The sequence below is a fragment of the Candidatus Sneabacter namystus genome (assembly GCF_008189685.1).
Taxonomy (GTDB): Bacteria; Pseudomonadota; Alphaproteobacteria; order Rickettsiales; family Rickettsiaceae; genus Sneabacter; species Sneabacter namystus.
Genome location: NZ_CP043312.1, coordinates 244,869 through 262,509, shown reverse-complemented (window position 1 = coordinate 262,509; position 17,641 = coordinate 244,869). Strand labels below are relative to the sequence as shown.

Genomic DNA, 17,641 nt, shown 5'->3' with positions numbered 1-17,641 from the left:
TTATGATACAACCAGAAGACAAAATAGCAGTGTTAGGAGCTACAGGGCTTGTTGGTACGAATTTAATTAATCTATTAATTAACAAAGGAGTATCGCCTAGCAATATATACCCTATAGCATCATCTCAATCGAGTGGTAGAGTTCTAACTTACGGAACGTATAAGTTAAAAGTTTTAGATTTTAACGAAACAGATTTCAGCAAGATAAATATAATTTTTAGCGCCCTTAAAGACGATCTAGCTGCAAGCATATTACCAAACTTGTTAAACGATAAAACTATCATAATAGATAAAAGTTCTCATTTTAGGCTTAAAAATTATACTCCTTTACTCATAGCAGGTGTAAATACAAATAAGAGAGAAAATATGCTAGGTACAATCATATCTACTCCTAATTGCTGCACTATACCGCTTGCACATGTTTTACATGCAATACAACCTTTATCAGCGGTTGTAAAGGCCATTATCTGTACGTATCAATCTATCTCAGGAGCTGGAAGAGAAACACTACAACAATTTGAAGAACAGATACGTAACAGAGATAAGCATAACTATACAAAACAAGATACGTTAGCATTTAATGTGATACCAAACATTGGTAAAAGATGTGAAAATGGCTATACAGAAGAAGAAATAAAAATAGAACAAGAAATAAATAAAATCTTTGATAACCAAAACATTCTAATTTCAGCAACATGTACAAGGGTGCCAGTTATATACGGACACTGCATAGCAGCACACGTAGAATTTGAAGATGAAATAAATCTTCAAGAATTAACATATCTTTTAGATCAAAAAAAACGATACATTGTAAGAACAGACGTTACAACACCAAAAGAAGTGGAAAATACAGATAAGGTGTTCGTATCCAGAATAAAACAACACCCTAGAAATAAAAAAGCAGTTGAACTATGGATAACAGCAAACAATATATTAAGAGGGGCAGCATCAAACGCTGTTGAAGTAGCCGAGTTAATTGCGCGATAACATAACAATTACTAACGACTTATACGTTTAGTGGAATTTCGGCTCCTGTTCCGTAAAAATGCCTTCTATCAACTCCGAAAAGATTTTTCTAGACAAAGTCTGCCTGATTGAATCCTTTTCAACTCCAGAACTTCCAATATATACATCTTTCTTTACCCAACAAACACATATTTTTTCCTCTTTTTTGTCAAAAAAAACTGGAGTGATAGAACCCTTTGGTATATCAACTAAAGAATCAACAATTTCATCTGGTAATTCTTCAGCTCCCCACCTTGGATGTACACCTTCGATGGTGACATATTGGGCACCTGTGTTCACAACATGCTTTAAAAAAGCATTTTCTGAAATCGCTTTTTCTTGTGACAAACGCAGCACCATTGACTCAAATTTCTTCATATTTCCTTTTCTTCTTTCCAGAGCTATGTAACGATCCAATACCTCTTTCTTTGCTTCAGAAAATGGTATAACGCTACCTTTACGGATATCAGACACAACCCATACTAAAAATTGCTTTCCGATAGAGACAGGCAGGCTAACATTAGCTGCTTTGGAAGAAAAAACAGATGATGCAACGTGTTTTAATACAGGATGTTTAAGTAAAGACGAAGAACTGACATTTTTTTCAACTCTGACGGTCGCACCAAAACTTTTAGCTACGTCTTTGATGGTTTCATTTGGCTGCATACCTTCAACCCTATCATAAAGAGCTTTGAGAACATCAAAACCATTTTTACCAGGCAAATCTTTATCCAATACAAAATAAGAAACAGAACGTTTCTCTGGCACTGCAAAACTTTGTTCATATCGATAATAAATTCTTTTCATATCTTCGTCTGTAGCCTTTGGCACAGGAATATAAGCATTCAAGTCCAAATATGCAAATATAACATCTCTACCTAGAGTTAATCTTTTATCTAAAGCTGCAATTAATTTTTCCGGAACATAGGAATTTTGCAAAGTATCTATAACACACCCTGATAACAACCAAGCTTTATATTTTTTCAAATACTCTTTTTCTGTAATACCTAAATTAGCTATGTAACTAGAAAATTTTTCTTCGGAAAATTTACCGTCACCACCACAAAAATCAGGCAGCTTTTTTATTGTTTTCTCTATAGCACCTAAGCTACAATCAACATGATGTTGAAGTACAAACTGTTCTAGCAGATATCCTCTTATAAATTTCCCTAACACTGGTGAATCTATAGAATTGAGATCCGAAGCATACTCTGATTGTGCAATTTTATGCAATGCTGTCTTACGTAAAGGAGGAAAATTTTTAAACTTAACTACAACTGGATCCTTAGTTTTACGTAAAATACCTCCAAGATCTGAAATAAAAAAAGCTGGTACTAATAAACATACTAAACCAACAAACAAATACCTTTTCCTATTACCTAACATGACATCTTTCTTTTTCTATAAATAGCCACATGCATAAGAAGCAATATACAACAAATACAACTGCATATGTCAAAACACATAAAGAAACGTACCTTCACAAAAGCACCTCTGCTTCAGGATAACACAATTGATAAATATATCATATTCTTATAGAATGCATCTCTAACAAATAAGTATCGGTACATGTTTAATTCGTTTCTCATTGTGCAGTGTACACTGTCCGTATTAATTATATTGGCAGTAATATTGCAAAAAAGTAGTAGTGACACTACTGGAGGCCTAGTATCTGATCCATCTGCTACATCAGATCTTACCAACAAATTTTTACTCATCATAACTGCAATTTTAGTAAGTGCTTTCTTCATAAATGCGCTAATTTTGGCGAAACTATCCCACAAAGGAAACAGCGAAAATACTAAATTAACTATATCAAAAGTTGTAACATCTTCGAATAAAAACAAGTAGTTACAGTACTCTTATTTTCATCTCATTGGCACGTCGTGTTGACTTAAAATAGTTAATAGCTTGACTCAAAGAGTCTACTATATCGTCGTACTTAGATTTAGGAAAATTAAGTAATTCAGGAAGTACAAGATCATGAACAAATGTCTTGTTTTTGGGCAATAACACCTTTTGCGACCTAAATAGAGGAAGAGTGGTAATCATTCTATGAACCTTATCTGTTTTACATCTGATAGCTTCTATATTCATTAGACAACAAGATTTTAAGTCTTGAATAATAGATTGGCCGCTACCATGATCTTCAATAAGTACAACATCAGAAGAGAAAGCTTCTTGTAAGGAAATAATAGCCTCCTTGAGTTCTGGATATTCTAACTTATCTCTATATATGTCTACAAGATACATAATTCCATTTCTTATTTTCCATGTACTACAGACAGAAAAATCGCTATCAGCGTTAACTTTTATGGCCGTATCCCAACTTTGAAGCAGTAAATCATATTGTTTAATTTCCTCATCATAAAAAAATATATCAGTTTTATTAATCAATCTAAAAGTATCTTCTACGGGAGATTGCATATATTGAGCAAAAAAAGCATCATTACCAATATCTTTTTGTATCTTACGTATATGATCATAAGACCAATAGTGTTTGTTAATAATCTCGTTTTTTTTAAAAACGTAAGATACTTTACCACGTTGATAGATATAATCTTGATCCGCAACAGACGGAATTTTCAACAAATCCCACATATTACTTTTCATAAGATATCCAGATAAATCTTCTTTATGAAGGCGCTGCATAACAAGCACAATGACTCCTTTTGAAGGATTGTTTAATCTTGTAGCAAACGTATTACGATACCACTGTATCAATTTCCCCCTAGCATGTTCTGAATGAATATATGTAGGATTATGTGGATCATCAATTATTAATACATCTGCCCCCTCACCTGTTAAATAGCCTCCGGTAGATGTGGCCATACGAAATCCGTTTTGAGTTGTCGTAAATTTACGCTTGGTATTTGTACCTCCAAGTACGGTATCCGGAAATGCTTTTTTATACCATGCAGATGACATCACAATTCTACAATCTAATGAATGCTTAACGCTCAATGCATCACAATAACTTGCAATAATAATCCTTTTAGAGGGATCATGGCCTAATAACCAAGCTGGCCACGCAACGCTTATACACACAGACTTCAAACTTCTAGGAGGCACGTTTACGATCAATCTCCTGTTTGTACTGGTAAATAACTGCTCTAGGTATTCAGCAAGAAGAGAAATATGCCAATTAGGAAAAAATTCACTACCAGGATTAATCGTAGTAAAAACTTTATGAATAAAAGAGGATAAATCATTTTTTATAATTGCCTTAAGTAAAGACTTATGTCTTGTTAATTGCATTCTTCTTTTTTCTTAAAAAATTTTCTATCAATTTCTCATCTTCTAAATCTACCTCTTGTCCTTTTTCATCGATTAAAAGTCGCAATTTATTAATTTGAATAAGCAATTGAGCTAATTTATGCAATACGGCTACTGCATCTTTCTTCTTTGTAAAATCTTGCAATGTATCACCCATTATACTATTTTCTAAATCCTCTACAATTTTCACTGCACATGCGTTAATACGTTCTATTTCCAACTTTTTATCCATAATCCATTCACATCAACTTATCGCCATCTTTCACAGGCGGTAAACCCACCATAGCCCTCTTTTCATTTAAGCTAATAAAACTAATATTAGAAATTTTGGCTAACAAATTCTCTCTTTTTTCACTTAAGACTGAGATATCATTTTTGCAAAACACGATACTTATATCTTCTTTCAACCAGTAAGATAACCAATGCCCTAAAGAATCTGTCACCCTTGTCAAAAGTGGTATAACAGTTTCCTCCCATAAAGATATTCTAGCTTCTTGCATATTGTTGTAGGTATTATCACCCTTTATGCCTAATAGCTGAGGAGGAACGCCACAAGACAAAGCTATTTCCCTTGCGGAAGAATCTTTTGATTCGGAAAAATCCATATCTTTAGGTGACATACTCATTTCCTTCCAGTCTAATCCACCTTCTAATAACATTGGCTTTCCAGCATTCATTGAGCTACCATACTTTTCTTCAATTTCACTTTTTAATCTTTGAAATTGTTCATCTCTCAAATGTCTACTACTATCCTTTACGACTATTGCACCACTTGGCCTAGCGCCATTTTTTAGTAGAGAATAATTCCATTGCATTGACATATTATGTACAGCAATAGCTGTACTTGCAGGCACAATACAGGACAAACCATGAGAAGGATTGTTTGGATCATAGTTTTTTATAGATAATACTTTGCTTTGTTGAGTAAAAGAATCAATTGGGTAATAACGAGGAGCATTGTTCACATCGTATACATATGCCATATAACCATCATCAGAGGAGATAATAGAAACATTTTTATTATCTAATAAATACAATTCACAATTAGAATTATCAGCCATAATAAGCAAAATATAAGCTTCTCCAAACAACAACTGATTTGTAATCATAGATGAAAAAAATTCGGCACCACTTTGTTTGGGATTGGGCCTTTTTAATACTTGATTCAAAAAATGTTTTTTATTTTTTACATAACATCCAGCACTTTTACTACAAACAGTAAATGGCACATGACTTGATAGCTCAGCTATCAATCTGACACATCTATGTACTATAGGGTTACTATTGTAGTCAGCAGGACTTGCATGAGAAGGCATGGAATAACTGCCATATACAGAAAATACACCTCCTCCCCTTTTAGGTTTAGAGTGCTTTTTAATAAGAGAACGAAGATAATTGATCATGTTTTTACAAATATGTTTACTAAAACATAAACACATTTACACTAGTACGGCACCTTCGCTAAGCATCTTTTATACAAAGGGCATAAAAATATTTATCAAACATCATTCTTTACAATTTTTTATCCCAACTTTAAAACGCTTCAGTTTTCTATGTAAAGCAGATCTTTCCATACCAATAAAAGTAGCAGTTTTAGAAATATTTTTACCAAATTTATTCATTTGCATTTCAAGGTAATATTTTTCAAAGTAATCTCTTGCAACTTTAAGACTCATAACAGAAATATCTACTCCGTCTTTTTCCAAAATACTGTTAGAAGGGACAGAAATATCATTGGATAACATGCCGACATGAACAATTTTATCATCGGAACCAGACAAGGATATTATGATTTTTTCTACAAAATTACGCAATTGAAGAAGATTCCCTGGCCAGTCATTCTGCATCATGGTAGTAATAGCGCCGTGAGAAAAAATGGGCTTTTTTAATCCATTAGCTTTAGCAAATTGCTCAGCGTAATGATCTACCAAAAAACCTACATCATCTTTTCTGTTAGCAAGAGATGGAATAGATACCTCCATTACCTTCAATCGTTCGTAAAAATCTCTAGAAATAGGGTCATCAGCAACAATATATCTTGACTTACAAGCAACAGAAGCAATTATCCTTACATCCAAACTCTGTTTAACGCCCTGTATCTTGTTACCGTTAAAAAAATTCAGCAATCTACAGTGAACATACGAAGGAAGGTGGTTTACATTTTTTATATACAAAGAACTTCCGTGTGCTACCTCTAGCAAACACATTTTCTTCTTTACCGGCTCACCTTCTTGCTGTTTCACACCTTCTCCAAAAAGTTCTAACAAAATGTTATCCTCAGATACAGCACTCGGATCAAATGTAATAATAGGTCTAGAAGATCTGGATGATTTAGAATGTATTAAATGAGCTACAGTATCGTGCTCACATCCGAACTCCCCATCTATTAAAACTCTACCTGAGTTAGATGCAGCTTTTTCTATAAGAGATCTGAGTTTGTTAACAGCAGCAGATGAACCTAAAACTTCAGACTCTTTTTTAAATCTAGATTTAAAGCTAATATTTTCTTTCCTTAACCTTGCTGCTTCACAAGCTCTTGTAAGAGTTATAAGAAGCTTATCTCTGCTTAAAGGCTTTGGTACGTAATCATACGCACCTAATTTTATTGCAGTAATAGCAGAATCTATAGTTCCGTGCCCACTTATGACAACGACAGGTAATAAACTATACCGCTCTTTTATCTTTTCTAAAATGCCCAAACCATCTAATTCGCTTCCTTTTAACCAAACATCTAATATGATTGCGTTTGGCACCTTGTCTTGAACAGCAAGGAAAGTATCTTTGCTATTCATAGCCATGCGCGTGCTAAAACCCGCTTCTTTTAAAATTTCAGATATAAGATCAGCGATATTTTCCTCATCTTCTACTATAAGAACATCTAAAGCCATAAATTTTTACTTACAATTTTGTGTATTCTAATATCAATCAGAAGATAAAGGCATAGAGCCTTGCTTTAAAGGTATCTTGAATGTTACTACAGCTCCCTTTGGGGATAAATTACTAATTTTCAAAATTCCAGAATGTTCTTCTATTATTTTCGACACTATAGCCAATCCAAGACCTGTACTTCTAGATTTAGTAGAAAAATAAGGCTCTACTGCTCTGGATAACACCTCTTCTTCAAAACCAGACCCATCATCTTGTACAGAAATCGATACATAATCTCCGTCAATACGCATATCAACCGCTATATTACCTGAATTGCTATCCATTTTTATAGCTTCTTCTGAATTTGTTATAAGATTATTTACGACCTGACTAATTTTTCCGCCATCACATAAAATTTTGGAAAAATCATCATTTGATACCGTCAAACTATACTTAATAAGAGATTCAGTACTAATTCTAGTATGCACTACCTGGCTTAATCTTTCCTTCAAGTCACACACGCTTAACTCTGGTTGAGGTAACTTAACAAATTGAGAAAATGCCAAGACAATACTTTTAATCTCATCTACATATTTACTAATGTTATTAGTATATTTCTCAAAATTAGCTTTATCTTCCACATCCTTAGAAAATTTTGATTGTAGCAACTCAGCAGAAAGCTTTATAGGAGTCAGAGGATTGTTTATTTCATGAGCAACTCTTCTTGCTACGTCTGACCAAGCTAAAGATTTCTGCGCAACTATCAATTCCCTTCTTTGACGCTTCAATTGTACTACCATGTCATTGAAAGCCCTACCTAAGCTGGCAATTTCATCTCTACTTGTTAAAACTGGTACGCCAACGCTCAGGTCTCCTTGTTGTACTTTTGATATTGCAGATGCTAAAGTACGTATTGGTAACACTATTCTCACAGCAAAAACTGATACCGTATATATTGCCGAGAAAAGAAAAATCAAAACAATCAGAACAAATATTATTGCAAACCTAATTTGCAGAGAACGCAAATTTTCTTGTAAAGCCTTATAAGACTCCAAAGCTCCATGAGTATAATCGAGGTAATCCACAATCCTCTGATCTAACACCCTACTAACTACAATGTAAATATCTTCGTAGCTTGGTAAACTCGCCAGTACATGTATTCTGTCAGAATCGTATAACATTTCTATCGCCTCTCCCCTTTTTACGTTAGCTAATACCCCAAACGGTATCTCTTTGGGAGAAAAAAAGCTAAGAGTACTTCTTGCTAGGATGTTAGTAGGTTTTACTCTGAATACCACCACCTCAGAGCATACTCCCATATCAACTTTGCTATTCAATAATTCACATAAGGCTTCTCTATTATCCATGACATTTTTGTACTGGGATTCAATTTCCCAAGCCAATTGCCTCGCGGTGTTAAATAAGCCAGTTTTGTGCTCAATAACGTAAGTTTTTGAAATATCTACAGCATTATCTATTGTGCAGGTAATCTTCTCATCAAACCAAGCTCTTAAACTAGAATTAAGAAAAAAAATTGCAAAAACTGAAGTAGTAATAGCTGGAATAATAGCAACACTATTAAGAAAAATGGTTATTTTTTTTCTTAAAGATAGGGTAAACTTATCGCTATAATAGTAATACTTAATGAATGCGTTAAGTAGTCGATGTAACAAAAAAGAACTAGATATAGCAACCAGGAGTAAGTTCTGCATCGAAGATAAAGATAACGCACCAGCACCAAGATTATCAAATATAAGTAACTTGACATCCGGCTTTAATACAAATCTTCCTCCTACATACGCAACACAAGCTAACGCAACAAAATCTAATAGCACAAGCACACTAGCTCCGTATCGACGCAACCACTCAACACTGCTAAACCGTAACAATCGCATCGAAAACCCTTCTGCAAAGTGAAGTTTATTAAAAAATGTATACCTACACAGTAAATACAATCATCAAAGAAGATCTTATACCTTCTTATTCTCTGTAACAAGCCTACTTATAGCATATAAAAACGTGACACGTTGCTGTAAACGCCATAATATGTTATACGATTTAAGCGTTAATTTGTACAAAGCAGCAAGTTTCAAGTACTAAAATTTTTACATCATCATAAATGATCTACATAACAAGAAGCGCTTTTGCCGTTTATTTCCTCTTATGTTTATGCAGTTTTGCTAATACCACAGCACAAATATACACATACTCCACGATAAGCATTGAAGGAAATGAAAGAATATGCAAAGAGGCAATTATAAATAAAATAAAACTTAATTCCGGAAATTGCACACAAGATGAATTAAATGAGATGGTTAAGATACTGTATAATACCGGGTGGTTTGAACATGTTAATGCATCAGTGCAAGATAATTCTATAAAAATCACTTTAAGTGAATGTCCTGTAATAGAAAAAATATCTTATAAAGGTAACAATTCAATTGCGGATTCTGCACTAGATAAACTATTATTAATTGCTAAAGGTTCCTCTCTCAATTCATCAGGTATTAGCGTTGCAGTACAAAAGATACTCGCTGCATACAAGTCAACTGGTATGTTTTATGTGAAAGTAACCCCTAATATTATAAAAACCAAAAACAATTTAGTGGAAGTAGAATTCAACATTCTAGAAGGTCCAAAAATTTTCATCAAGAGAATTAATATAATTGGTAATAAGACATTTAGTGACTCAACAATAAAAGAAATATTGCACACTAAAAGTTCACCTTTGCTGAGATTTTTATCTTTTAATACCACTTATGAACCAGACTCCTTCTCTTTGGATAGATTTTTGTTAGAAAAATTCTATAAATCACAAGGGTTTCTAGACTTTAAAGTAATTTCCATATCTTCTAGAATACTGAATACTTTAGATGGATTTGAGGTAAATTTTGCACTAGATGAAGGCACAAGATACTTCATAGGAAAAGTAGACATTTCTTGCAAAACGACAGAAATACCAATAAATAAATTGAAACATTTGATTAAAGTTTCCAAAAAATCTTATTGTGATACCACGCTATTAGAAAAAACCTCTGCTAGTATAGAAAAAGCTTTGAAGGCGCTTAATTTCCATGATTTTAGAGTACATCACCGTATCCATCCAAGCGGCAACATTGCAAATGTCACTTTTCATTGTACTCGCTACCATACTCAACCTGTGATAAAAAGTATAGAGATAAGCGGTAACACCAATACTAGAGAAGAAACAATCAGGGAACATTTAGAAATAGAGGAGGGTTCTAGATACAAAAACGATGATCTACAACGTAGCAAAAACAATTTACTAGCATCAGGACTTTTCAAACATGATGGAGTAAACATCGATGAAGATATAGATGAGGACGGTAAAGCACTGATCTCAGTGCAATTATCAGAAAGACCTGGAACGAAATGTTCGGCTGGAATAAGATATGCACATAGGAGTGGAATAGGTGGAAATATCAGCTTAAGAGAAAGTAATTTATTTGGAAAAGGTATAGTAGGATTAGTTTCTATAAATAAAGCATCTAATTTTACTGATATAGATGTACTGTCTAGTATCCCTATTAATAGGAATATATCAATTTCTTCTGGTATAGAATTTTCACATATAAGTGCGAAAGAAAGCGCTGAAGATTCAATTTTAGATAATGTTATGGGTAAAGAAGTCCACACCTCATCCCAAAGAAAGGTAAGACTTTTTGCGGCAATTAGTAATAGGATTGCTCAAAATGTTTTCTTCAAAAATTCCATATCTTTTTCAAGTGAAAAAAGCATAGACACAAAATATGACGATAATGATGATGAAAAACAAAAACTACGAGCTAGATCCTCTAAAATAATGCTAGATGATGACTTTGGTGGTTACAAAGCTATATCGTTCAAGACATCTTGCATATATGATACAATGATGGGTCATCTAGATAATAAAAAAGGGTTAACAGCTACGTTAGCTCATACTTATACAAAAACAATAGGATGTGATTACCCAAATCATAGAATGGCCTCCTTCACTGCACAACACGCGGTACAATTAATACCAAATAAAGTAGTGTTAAACACCATACTAGAGGGTAAGATGCTGTTTTCCAATGGCACAATTCGTTCTATTGATTGCTTTTCTCTCGGGGGAGATAATTTAAGAGGATTTGTTGAACATGGCTGCTCCCCGTACAGGTTAAAAACAAAAGAAAGTCGTTGTAGAATTGCCTGTGGAGGAGATAGGTTATACAGACTTTCTAGCGAGTTAAGCGCGATAATATCACAAAATACTGTTCCAGTTTCATGCTTCTGTTTCTTTGATTGTGGTAATATATGGCGTCATAATAAAGGAAATAAAGAAGCTGAAATAATAAGCAACAGAAGCTTACGTAGCTCTTATGGTGTTGGTTTGAAAATTGTCACACCTTTCTTCCCAATTAAAATGTCCTACGTGTTTGGAGCAAAAGGACATCACAAAGATAAAAAAGATACAAGTAATCTTGTCATATCCGTAGAAAAAGAGTTTACAGCAGAAGATTAAATGTACTTATAGATTGTGAAAATATCGTATCTATGTTTTCTCACATATCTAATGACAGTAATAGTCAATATTTATGCAGAAGAAAATAATAACAAGTGTTTTGGTTCTACGAAATTTAGCCAAGTGACAGTAAGAACATCGCCCAATACACAAAGCTATGCTAAATGGTGCTTTTTAAAAAAACATGAGCCAGTGCAAATATTACAAATTTTCGAAAATTGGAGAGAAATACAAGATGTAAACGGAGATACAGGATGGGTGCATCTCAGTTGCTTGTCAAAAAAAAGATTTGTGATTACAACAAAAACAACAAACTTATATAAAACCCCCTCTTCTGCTACAATAATTGCAAACATCAAATCTAATGTAAGGTGCCAGCTAATAAAACAAACAAAAAGTTGGTGTAAAATTTCGGTGAAACAATACACCGGATGGGTGGCAACGGATTCACTGTGGGGAATTTAAATCAATTTTCTGTAAACTAAATTTTTGATACATGATTAATAATGCCAACAATTTCTTGCCCTCGCTGCAAAACATCCTTTAGTTTTGAAAATTCTAGTACTCAAGAACTAGTTTTCAAGTGCAGTCGCTGCTATTGCATTTGGGATGCTACTACCACTGAATTAGATTCAAACAACACGCCTCATACTGAAGATATTCTCTCAGAAACTGAGGCAATTGTGGCAGAAAGCGAAAAGAAAATGACTGTCCAAAAGACAAAAAAAACAAAACTTTATATAGTAAGATGGTTAATAGCCTTTCTTTCAGTATGCACTGTGATATCTGGTATATGGATATACAATTCCTACAATTACGTAGATAAATATATATCAGCTCAAACAATAAAGTTAAGTAAAACTGGAGATAACAAAACTATATGCAGATTTCAAATCCATAACAGTGGCAATAAATTAGTCAATATCAGAAAAGTAGATATTATTCTCACAAATACACAAGATAAAAGTACAATAATAGAATCTCGATTGATTAATACATCGATTGTGCCGTACACAGCTTCACATCACTCAACAACACTAAACTGTACTGTGCAAGATATTAATCAAGTGTCAGTAAAGATAATCGTTAAATAAAATCTATAAAAGTAATTAGCGTCAACCTCCCCTTGGTATATATAAATAAAATTAACGTTAAATACCAATGCCTAATGCTTATTTCAAATTTCGGCTTAAAACTGATAAAAATATTTGAATCATTATCATTAAAACCATATAAATGCTCTGGTGGATATTACACAATAGGCTACGGACATAAAATGCTTCGACCAGATCAATATACATCAATAGACGACAAAATGGCCGAGACTCTTTTAATTAAAGATATCTCAAAAGCAGAAGCTTCGGTAATACGAAATATAAAAGTCGATTTATCACAAGAACAATTGGATGCTTTAGTGTCATTCACATTTAACGTCGGAGGAGCGGCATTACAAAGATCTCAACTCAAGCAAAAAATAAATTCTGATAACAAAGACAATGTGAAAGAAGAATTTCTCAAATGGACTTTCGCAAGAGGAAAGAGAATAACAGGGCTAATAAGAAGGCGTGAAATCGAAGCAGAGGTATTTTTAGGAAGGCAATCAAAAATAAATATCACAGCACTACTATAGCTAGTAGTAAACAGGCGAAAGCTGAACAACGACATGATAAAGTGGCTCCTCGGGCTGGAATCGAACCAGCTACCAAGCGGTTAACAGCCGCTTGCTCTGCCAGTGAGCTACCGAGGAATGCATAATAAGATTCTCTACAAAATTACCTAAATTGTCCAAATATTTTTTACAAAAAAAGAACTCTTACTACAATTTAATCATTTTTACGACGTTTTTTTCTTAAAAAGGCTGGAATTTCATAATTTTGTTCTCCTTCTTGTACAGTATCACTATCATCACTGACGTTATGATCAAAGATTCCAAAATTCAATTTTCCCACCTCGCCTTCATCACCAACGTTTATATCTTCTTCTACTTTATTAGTATTACTAGAGTACGACTTTATCACTCCATCAGAATTGCCTTCAGAATCGTATACCCCTTTTACGTTAAAGTCAGAGGAGAAATTGACATCTGAATCATTTTTAACTCCACTATCTTTTTTACGCGAAGATGCAAAACTATAATTACTACTCTTGTTATCACTCCTTTCACAAAGAGGTTCTTCTTGAATTTCAGATGCTATTCCAGTAGCAATTATAGAAACTCGTACACGGCCGTCTAGCTTAGCATTAAAAGTAGAACCAAATATTATGTTAGCATTTTCATTATCCACAGCCTCTCTTACATGATTTGCGGCGTTATCAACTTCATGCAACGTCATATCCATACCACCAGTAACATTGATAAGAATATTTTGAGCGCCTTTAATAGAAGAATGAGATAATAAAGGATTAGAAATAGCTGCCTCTGCCGCTGTAATAGAGCGCTCTTCCTCGTTTGCAGATTCTCCTGTTCCCATTATCGCAGTGCCCATAGTGGTCATAATTGTTCTAATATCTGCAAAATCCAGATTAATAAGACCTGGCATATTCATTAAATCTGTTATGCTACGCACTCCTCCACTTAACACATCATCAGACATTTTAAAAGCCTCTAAAAAAGTTGTCCTTTCATTAGATAAGCGGAACAGATTTTGATTTGGTATCACAATTAAAGTATCAACATACTGTTGCAATTCTGCTAGTCCTTTCATAGCTATTTGCATACGATAAGCACCTTCAAATTCAAACGGCTTGGTTACTACACCGACAGTCAAAATACCTAACTCTTTTGCAATTTTAGCAATAACGGGAGCAGCGCCAGTACCAGTACCACCGCCCATACCAGCTGCTATAAATATCATATTAGCATCCTCGATGTACTTTCTTATCTCCTCTCTTGACTCATCTGCAGCAGTAGCCCCAACACCAGGAACGGATCCAGCGCCAAGCCCCTTTGTTACACCAACACCCAGCTGGATCTTAATAGAAGCAAGAGAATCATTTAATGATTGAGCATCTGTGTTTGCAGCGATAAATCTGGCTCCTTCTAGTCCTTCATTTATCATATTATTTACAGCATTACACCCAGCACCACCAACACCAAATACTACTATAATTGGCCTTAGCAGAACCTCTGAAGAATCGTGATCCATAACTAATTAACGTGTCTAAATAAAATAATATATTAACCTAAGTATACCCTCTACAATCAGCTAAGCATAAAGGCAAAAGAGGTAATTGTCATCTGTTAATTTAGTAATACCCAATGTTGCGCAATATGTCAACAACATCAATTGTAGGTTGATTAATTGAAGAACCTAAAAAATATGTTAAATATGACTAAAACTTTCACTGTGATTTTTATGGTAGGCGAGAAGTTGTCCATGTTGTAAACTAACTGTCGGATACACCATTAATATATAAATTATACAAAATTTTTTATTTAAGAAAATATGCAAATTTACAAAAACTTAAGGTCTACAATAAACAGGACATTTCCCTTTTCTCTACTACCTCTTCCATATAGAAGAGATGCTTTCGAAAAAGATTTCTGTTCAGAGGAAGTATTTCAATATCACGTTGACAAGCATCATCTAACATACTGCATGAAGCTAAACTCTTTACTCGAGGAAGACAAATATCATGACCTAAAGCAATTAAGTTTGGAATCATTAATATCCCAATCTTTAAAAAAAGACCTTACATTGGTATTTAACAACGCAGCACAATTATGGAATCACGATTTTTTATGGTTTTGTATTACACCGGACAATAAACAAAACAGAGAAAATTACGATATATTTCAGAAAATTGCGCTGCAGTATGGAAGTTGGGAAAAATTCGCAACATTATTCATAGAAAAAAGCTTAGCACAGTTTGGCAGTGGATGGAGTTGGTTAACATTACGAGAAAATACCTTAAGTATAGAAACGACTTCAAATGCCACTACACCTATAGCGCAAAACGCATTTCCCATTTTTACATGCGATTTATGGGAACATGCCTATTATTTGATCTTTAAAAATAATAGAAAAGAATATGTAGAGAAGTTTTTGCAACATCTTAACTGGCAGCAACTAGAGCAAAACTACTTATATTTAAAGAATTTAAGTCATCATAAATAAAAAGATTCTGTATCAAGCGTAAACGAAGTTCCACGTGGAACCTGTTTTAGTTAGATCGTAAAATTTCATTTATGGATAGCACTTCTCTTTCTTGCACGGTTAGTTTTTTTATAATAATAGAGCTTTTAACCATTACATCAGCTCTTGTATTACTTTGCACTACTCCAGAAACTACAACACTAAACGGTGGAACATATCCAGACAAAAATTTTTGATCTACGGAGTCATATATTTTTATACTATTAGTAAGAGTAACACCAGCACCTATTACAGATCCTTCTCCTAGAATCACTCCTTCAGTCACTTGTGACCCGGCCCCTACAAAACAATTGTCTTCTATAATCACAGGACATTCTTGTACTGGCTCTAAAACACCACCTATGACAGCGGAACTAGAAATATGGCATTTATCGCCAATTTGCACACAAGAACCAACGGTAGCATAGCTATCAATCATAGTATTATCACCAACATATGCTCCTATATTTACAAATGATGGCATGATGACAGCATTCGATCCAACAAAAACCCCTTCTCTAATATAGGCAGTTGGAATGACTCTACATTCGTCAGAAAAATTATGTAATGCCCTTATTTTATCTCTATATGTCATAACTTGAGCACTCACTCTACAACTTTTTCTAACACAAAACAAAAGTAATATGCCTTTTTTAACCCAATTGTTTACTATCCACTTATCTTCATTTTTTTCACAAGATCTCACAACGCCAGACTCTAATAAATGCAAGAGTTCATCCACAACAATTTCGACTTGCCCTAACAAATCTAAATTATGACTTAATTCACCTTTTTGTTCCCAAAGCGCCTCTATTCTCTCCTTTAAAACACCATTCATATTCTTGTAACCTACTTAATAAATATGTAATAAGTAATAAATATCAAATATCAAATCACCACTTTAATAATACAGCTCCCCAAGCAAATCCTGCACCAAATGCCACAAGTAGTATCACATCTCCTGATTTCAATTTTCCGCTTTCCTGAAGAAAAGATAGGGCTAAAGGAACAGACCCAGCAGAACAATTTGCATGATCTGCAACAGTACTGACGACTTTAGTTTTATTAATGCCTAATGCATCGGATACAGCTTGTATTATCCTTTGATTAGCTTGATGAGGAACAAAATAATCTACTTCAGAGACAGACACATTATTCTTATTTAAAATTTCATTAGATACTTCTACCATCTTCGCGACAGCATGTTTAAAAACATTTTTACCATCCATCTCTATAACACCGTATTTACCACCTTTATTCAAACCATAACTAGTACGCAACGATGTAGAATAATCTCCGTCTGAATAAATTATGCTATCTATAATATACGAATTATCTTCATAAGAGCTAGTAAGGACTGCAGCGCCTGCGCCATCTCCAAACAATACACATGTGTTGCGATCGCTCCAATCAATAACATTTGACATTTTATCAACCCCAACGACAAGAGCATTTTTATAGGTACCATTATTAATAAAAGCAGAAGCTATATGTAGTCCATAAATAAAACCAGAGCAGACTGCCTGGATATCAAATGCAGGAACACGAGCACTGCTAAAACCAAGCTTAGATTGCAAAATAACCGACATAGCAGGAAAAGTTAAATCAGGAGTAGTAGTAGCAACTATAATCAACTCCGGTATCAACTTACTCTTTTCTATTGCTCCCTGGGAAGCAATCATAGCCAACTCTAAAGCAGACTGCTCCTCTGCGATATGCCTTTTATGTATACCAGTACGCTGCACTATCCAATCGTGAGAAGTATCGACTATTTCCTCTAGCTCAGAATTATACATAACCCTTTCGGGTAAATAACCACAGCAACCCGCTATCTTAACTTTGAAAGATTTCAC

Annotated in this window: 16 protein-coding genes and 1 tRNA gene; 7 read left to right on the top strand and 10 right to left on the bottom strand. The window is 34.0% G+C overall.

Annotated features, from left to right (window positions below):
- Nucleotides 1–2 precede the first annotated feature (2 nt).
- Nucleotides 3–986, top strand: coding sequence for an aspartate-semialdehyde dehydrogenase (locus FZC37_RS01135; protein ID WP_148951902.1), 984 nt, complete (start codon nt 3–5; stop codon nt 984–986).
- Between the two features lie 27 nt (nt 987–1,013).
- On the opposite strand, the gene FZC37_RS01130 is transcribed toward FZC37_RS01135, so the two are convergent.
- Nucleotides 1,014–2,390 carry a peptidylprolyl isomerase gene (locus FZC37_RS01130; RefSeq protein WP_148951901.1) on the bottom strand — a complete coding sequence of 459 codons (1,377 nt, stop codon included), beginning with the start codon at nt 2,388–2,390 and terminating at the stop codon, nt 1,014–1,016.
- Nucleotides 2,391–2,573: 183 nt separating this feature from the next.
- Between FZC37_RS01130 and secG the strand changes: the two genes are divergently transcribed.
- Nucleotides 2,574–2,855 carry a preprotein translocase subunit SecG gene (secG, locus tag FZC37_RS01125; protein ID WP_148951900.1) on the top strand — a complete coding sequence of 94 codons (282 nt, stop codon included), beginning with the start codon at nt 2,574–2,576 and terminating at the stop codon, nt 2,853–2,855.
- On the opposite strand, the gene terL is transcribed toward secG, so the two are convergent.
- The 5 genes from terL to FZC37_RS01100 all read right to left on the bottom strand — a co-directional run bounded on the left by terL (nt 2,856) and on the right by FZC37_RS01100 (nt 9,043).
- On the bottom strand, nt 2,856–4,262 hold the full coding sequence (gene terL, locus FZC37_RS01120; RefSeq protein ID WP_148951899.1) for a phage terminase large subunit: 1,407 nt from the start codon (nt 4,260–4,262) through the stop codon (nt 2,856–2,858).
- Nucleotides 4,243–4,512, bottom strand: a complete 270-nt coding sequence (locus FZC37_RS01115; protein ID WP_148951898.1) for a hypothetical protein — start codon at nt 4,510–4,512, stop codon at nt 4,243–4,245. The genes terL and FZC37_RS01115 overlap by 20 nt, the downstream gene beginning before the upstream one ends.
- Nucleotides 4,513–4,519: 7 nt before the next feature.
- Nucleotides 4,520–5,683 (bottom strand): phage portal protein, encoded by a 1,164-nt coding sequence (locus FZC37_RS01110; RefSeq protein WP_246120985.1) that lies wholly within the window; start codon nt 5,681–5,683, stop codon nt 4,520–4,522.
- A gap of 102 nt (nt 5,684–5,785) precedes the next feature.
- Nucleotides 5,786–7,168: a sigma-54-dependent transcriptional regulator gene (locus tag FZC37_RS01105; RefSeq protein ID WP_148951897.1), complete on the bottom strand. Its 1,383-nt coding sequence runs from the start codon at nt 7,166–7,168 to the stop codon at nt 5,786–5,788.
- A 33-nt stretch (nt 7,169–7,201) separates the two neighbouring features.
- Nucleotides 7,202–9,043, bottom strand: a complete 1,842-nt coding sequence (locus FZC37_RS01100) for a sensor histidine kinase NtrY-like (RefSeq protein ID WP_148951896.1) — start codon at nt 9,041–9,043, stop codon at nt 7,202–7,204.
- 224 nt (nt 9,044–9,267) lie between these two features.
- Between FZC37_RS01100 and bamA the strand changes: the two genes are divergently transcribed.
- The 4 genes from bamA to FZC37_RS01080 all read left to right on the top strand — a co-directional run bounded on the left by bamA (nt 9,268) and on the right by FZC37_RS01080 (nt 13,282).
- Complete coding sequence (gene bamA / locus FZC37_RS01095) at nt 9,268–11,652, top strand: outer membrane protein assembly factor BamA (protein WP_148951895.1); 2,385 nt, start codon at nt 9,268–9,270, stop codon at nt 11,650–11,652.
- A gap of 51 nt (nt 11,653–11,703) precedes the next feature.
- Nucleotides 11,704–12,117 carry an SH3 domain-containing protein gene (locus tag FZC37_RS01090; RefSeq protein WP_148951894.1) on the top strand — a complete coding sequence of 138 codons (414 nt, stop codon included), beginning with the start codon at nt 11,704–11,706 and terminating at the stop codon, nt 12,115–12,117.
- Nucleotides 12,118–12,158: 41 nt separating this feature from the next.
- Nucleotides 12,159–12,746 carry a hypothetical protein gene (locus FZC37_RS01085; protein WP_148951893.1) on the top strand — a complete coding sequence of 196 codons (588 nt, stop codon included), beginning with the start codon at nt 12,159–12,161 and terminating at the stop codon, nt 12,744–12,746.
- 74 nt (nt 12,747–12,820) lie between these two features.
- Nucleotides 12,821–13,282, top strand: coding sequence for a lysozyme (locus tag FZC37_RS01080; protein ID WP_148951892.1), 462 nt, complete (start codon nt 12,821–12,823; stop codon nt 13,280–13,282).
- Nucleotides 13,283–13,324: 42 nt separating this feature from the next.
- Here the strand turns inward: FZC37_RS01080 and FZC37_RS01075 are convergent.
- Both FZC37_RS01075 and ftsZ read right to left on the bottom strand, forming a co-directional pair.
- Nucleotides 13,325–13,399, bottom strand: a tRNA-Asn gene (locus FZC37_RS01075).
- A gap of 76 nt (nt 13,400–13,475) precedes the next feature.
- Nucleotides 13,476–14,798 (bottom strand): cell division protein FtsZ, encoded by a 1,323-nt coding sequence (ftsZ, locus tag FZC37_RS01070; RefSeq protein WP_148951891.1) that lies wholly within the window; start codon nt 14,796–14,798, stop codon nt 13,476–13,478.
- A gap of 300 nt (nt 14,799–15,098) precedes the next feature.
- Between ftsZ and FZC37_RS01065 the strand changes: the two genes are divergently transcribed.
- On the top strand, nt 15,099–15,770 hold the full coding sequence (locus FZC37_RS01065; RefSeq protein WP_148951890.1) for a superoxide dismutase: 672 nt from the start codon (nt 15,099–15,101) through the stop codon (nt 15,768–15,770).
- 46 nt (nt 15,771–15,816) lie between these two features.
- Here the strand turns inward: FZC37_RS01065 and FZC37_RS01060 are convergent, their stop codons facing one another.
- Nucleotides 15,817–16,626: a 2,3,4,5-tetrahydropyridine-2,6-dicarboxylate N-succinyltransferase gene (locus FZC37_RS01060; protein WP_148951889.1), complete on the bottom strand. Its 810-nt coding sequence runs from the start codon at nt 16,624–16,626 to the stop codon at nt 15,817–15,819.
- A 55-nt stretch (nt 16,627–16,681) separates the two neighbouring features.
- Entirely contained in the window at nt 16,682–17,620 is a 939-nt protein-coding gene (locus FZC37_RS01055) for a beta-ketoacyl-ACP synthase III (protein ID WP_281286402.1), read from the bottom strand.
- Nucleotides 17,621–17,641 lie beyond the last annotated feature (21 nt).

Excerpts from the sequence above, each read along its gene's own strand:
- bamA (WP_148951895.1), top strand. The coding sequence starts at position 9,268 with ATGATCTACATAACAAGAAGCGCTTTTGCCGTTTATTTCCTCTTATGT.
- FZC37_RS01115 (WP_148951898.1), bottom strand. The coding sequence starts at position 4,512 with ATGGATAAAAAGTTGGAAATAGAACGTATTAACGCATGTGCAGTGAAA.
- FZC37_RS01130 (WP_148951901.1), bottom strand. The coding sequence starts at position 2,390 with ATGTTAGGTAATAGGAAAAGGTATTTGTTTGTTGGTTTAGTATGTTTA.
- FZC37_RS01065 (WP_148951890.1), top strand. The coding sequence starts at position 15,099 with ATGCAAATTTACAAAAACTTAAGGTCTACAATAAACAGGACATTTCCC.
- ftsZ (WP_148951891.1), bottom strand. The coding sequence starts at position 14,798 with ATGGATCACGATTCTTCAGAGGTTCTGCTAAGGCCAATTATAGTAGTA.
- terL (WP_148951899.1), bottom strand. The coding sequence starts at position 4,262 with ATGCAATTAACAAGACATAAGTCTTTACTTAAGGCAATTATAAAAAAT.
- FZC37_RS01135 (WP_148951902.1), top strand. The coding sequence starts at position 3 with ATGATACAACCAGAAGACAAAATAGCAGTGTTAGGAGCTACAGGGCTT.
- FZC37_RS01085 (WP_148951893.1), top strand. The coding sequence starts at position 12,159 with ATGCCAACAATTTCTTGCCCTCGCTGCAAAACATCCTTTAGTTTTGAA.
- FZC37_RS01105 (WP_148951897.1), bottom strand. The coding sequence starts at position 7,168 with ATGGCTTTAGATGTTCTTATAGTAGAAGATGAGGAAAATATCGCTGAT.
- FZC37_RS01100 (WP_148951896.1), bottom strand. The coding sequence starts at position 9,043 with ATGCGATTGTTACGGTTTAGCAGTGTTGAGTGGTTGCGTCGATACGGA.
- FZC37_RS01080 (WP_148951892.1), top strand. The coding sequence starts at position 12,821 with ATGCTTATTTCAAATTTCGGCTTAAAACTGATAAAAATATTTGAATCA.
- FZC37_RS01060 (WP_148951889.1), bottom strand. The coding sequence starts at position 16,626 with ATGAATGGTGTTTTAAAGGAGAGAATAGAGGCGCTTTGGGAACAAAAA.
- FZC37_RS01110 (WP_246120985.1), bottom strand. The coding sequence starts at position 5,683 with ATGATCAATTATCTTCGTTCTCTTATTAAAAAGCACTCTAAACCTAAA.
- FZC37_RS01090 (WP_148951894.1), top strand. The coding sequence starts at position 11,704 with ATGACAGTAATAGTCAATATTTATGCAGAAGAAAATAATAACAAGTGT.
- secG (WP_148951900.1), top strand. The coding sequence starts at position 2,574 with ATGTTTAATTCGTTTCTCATTGTGCAGTGTACACTGTCCGTATTAATT.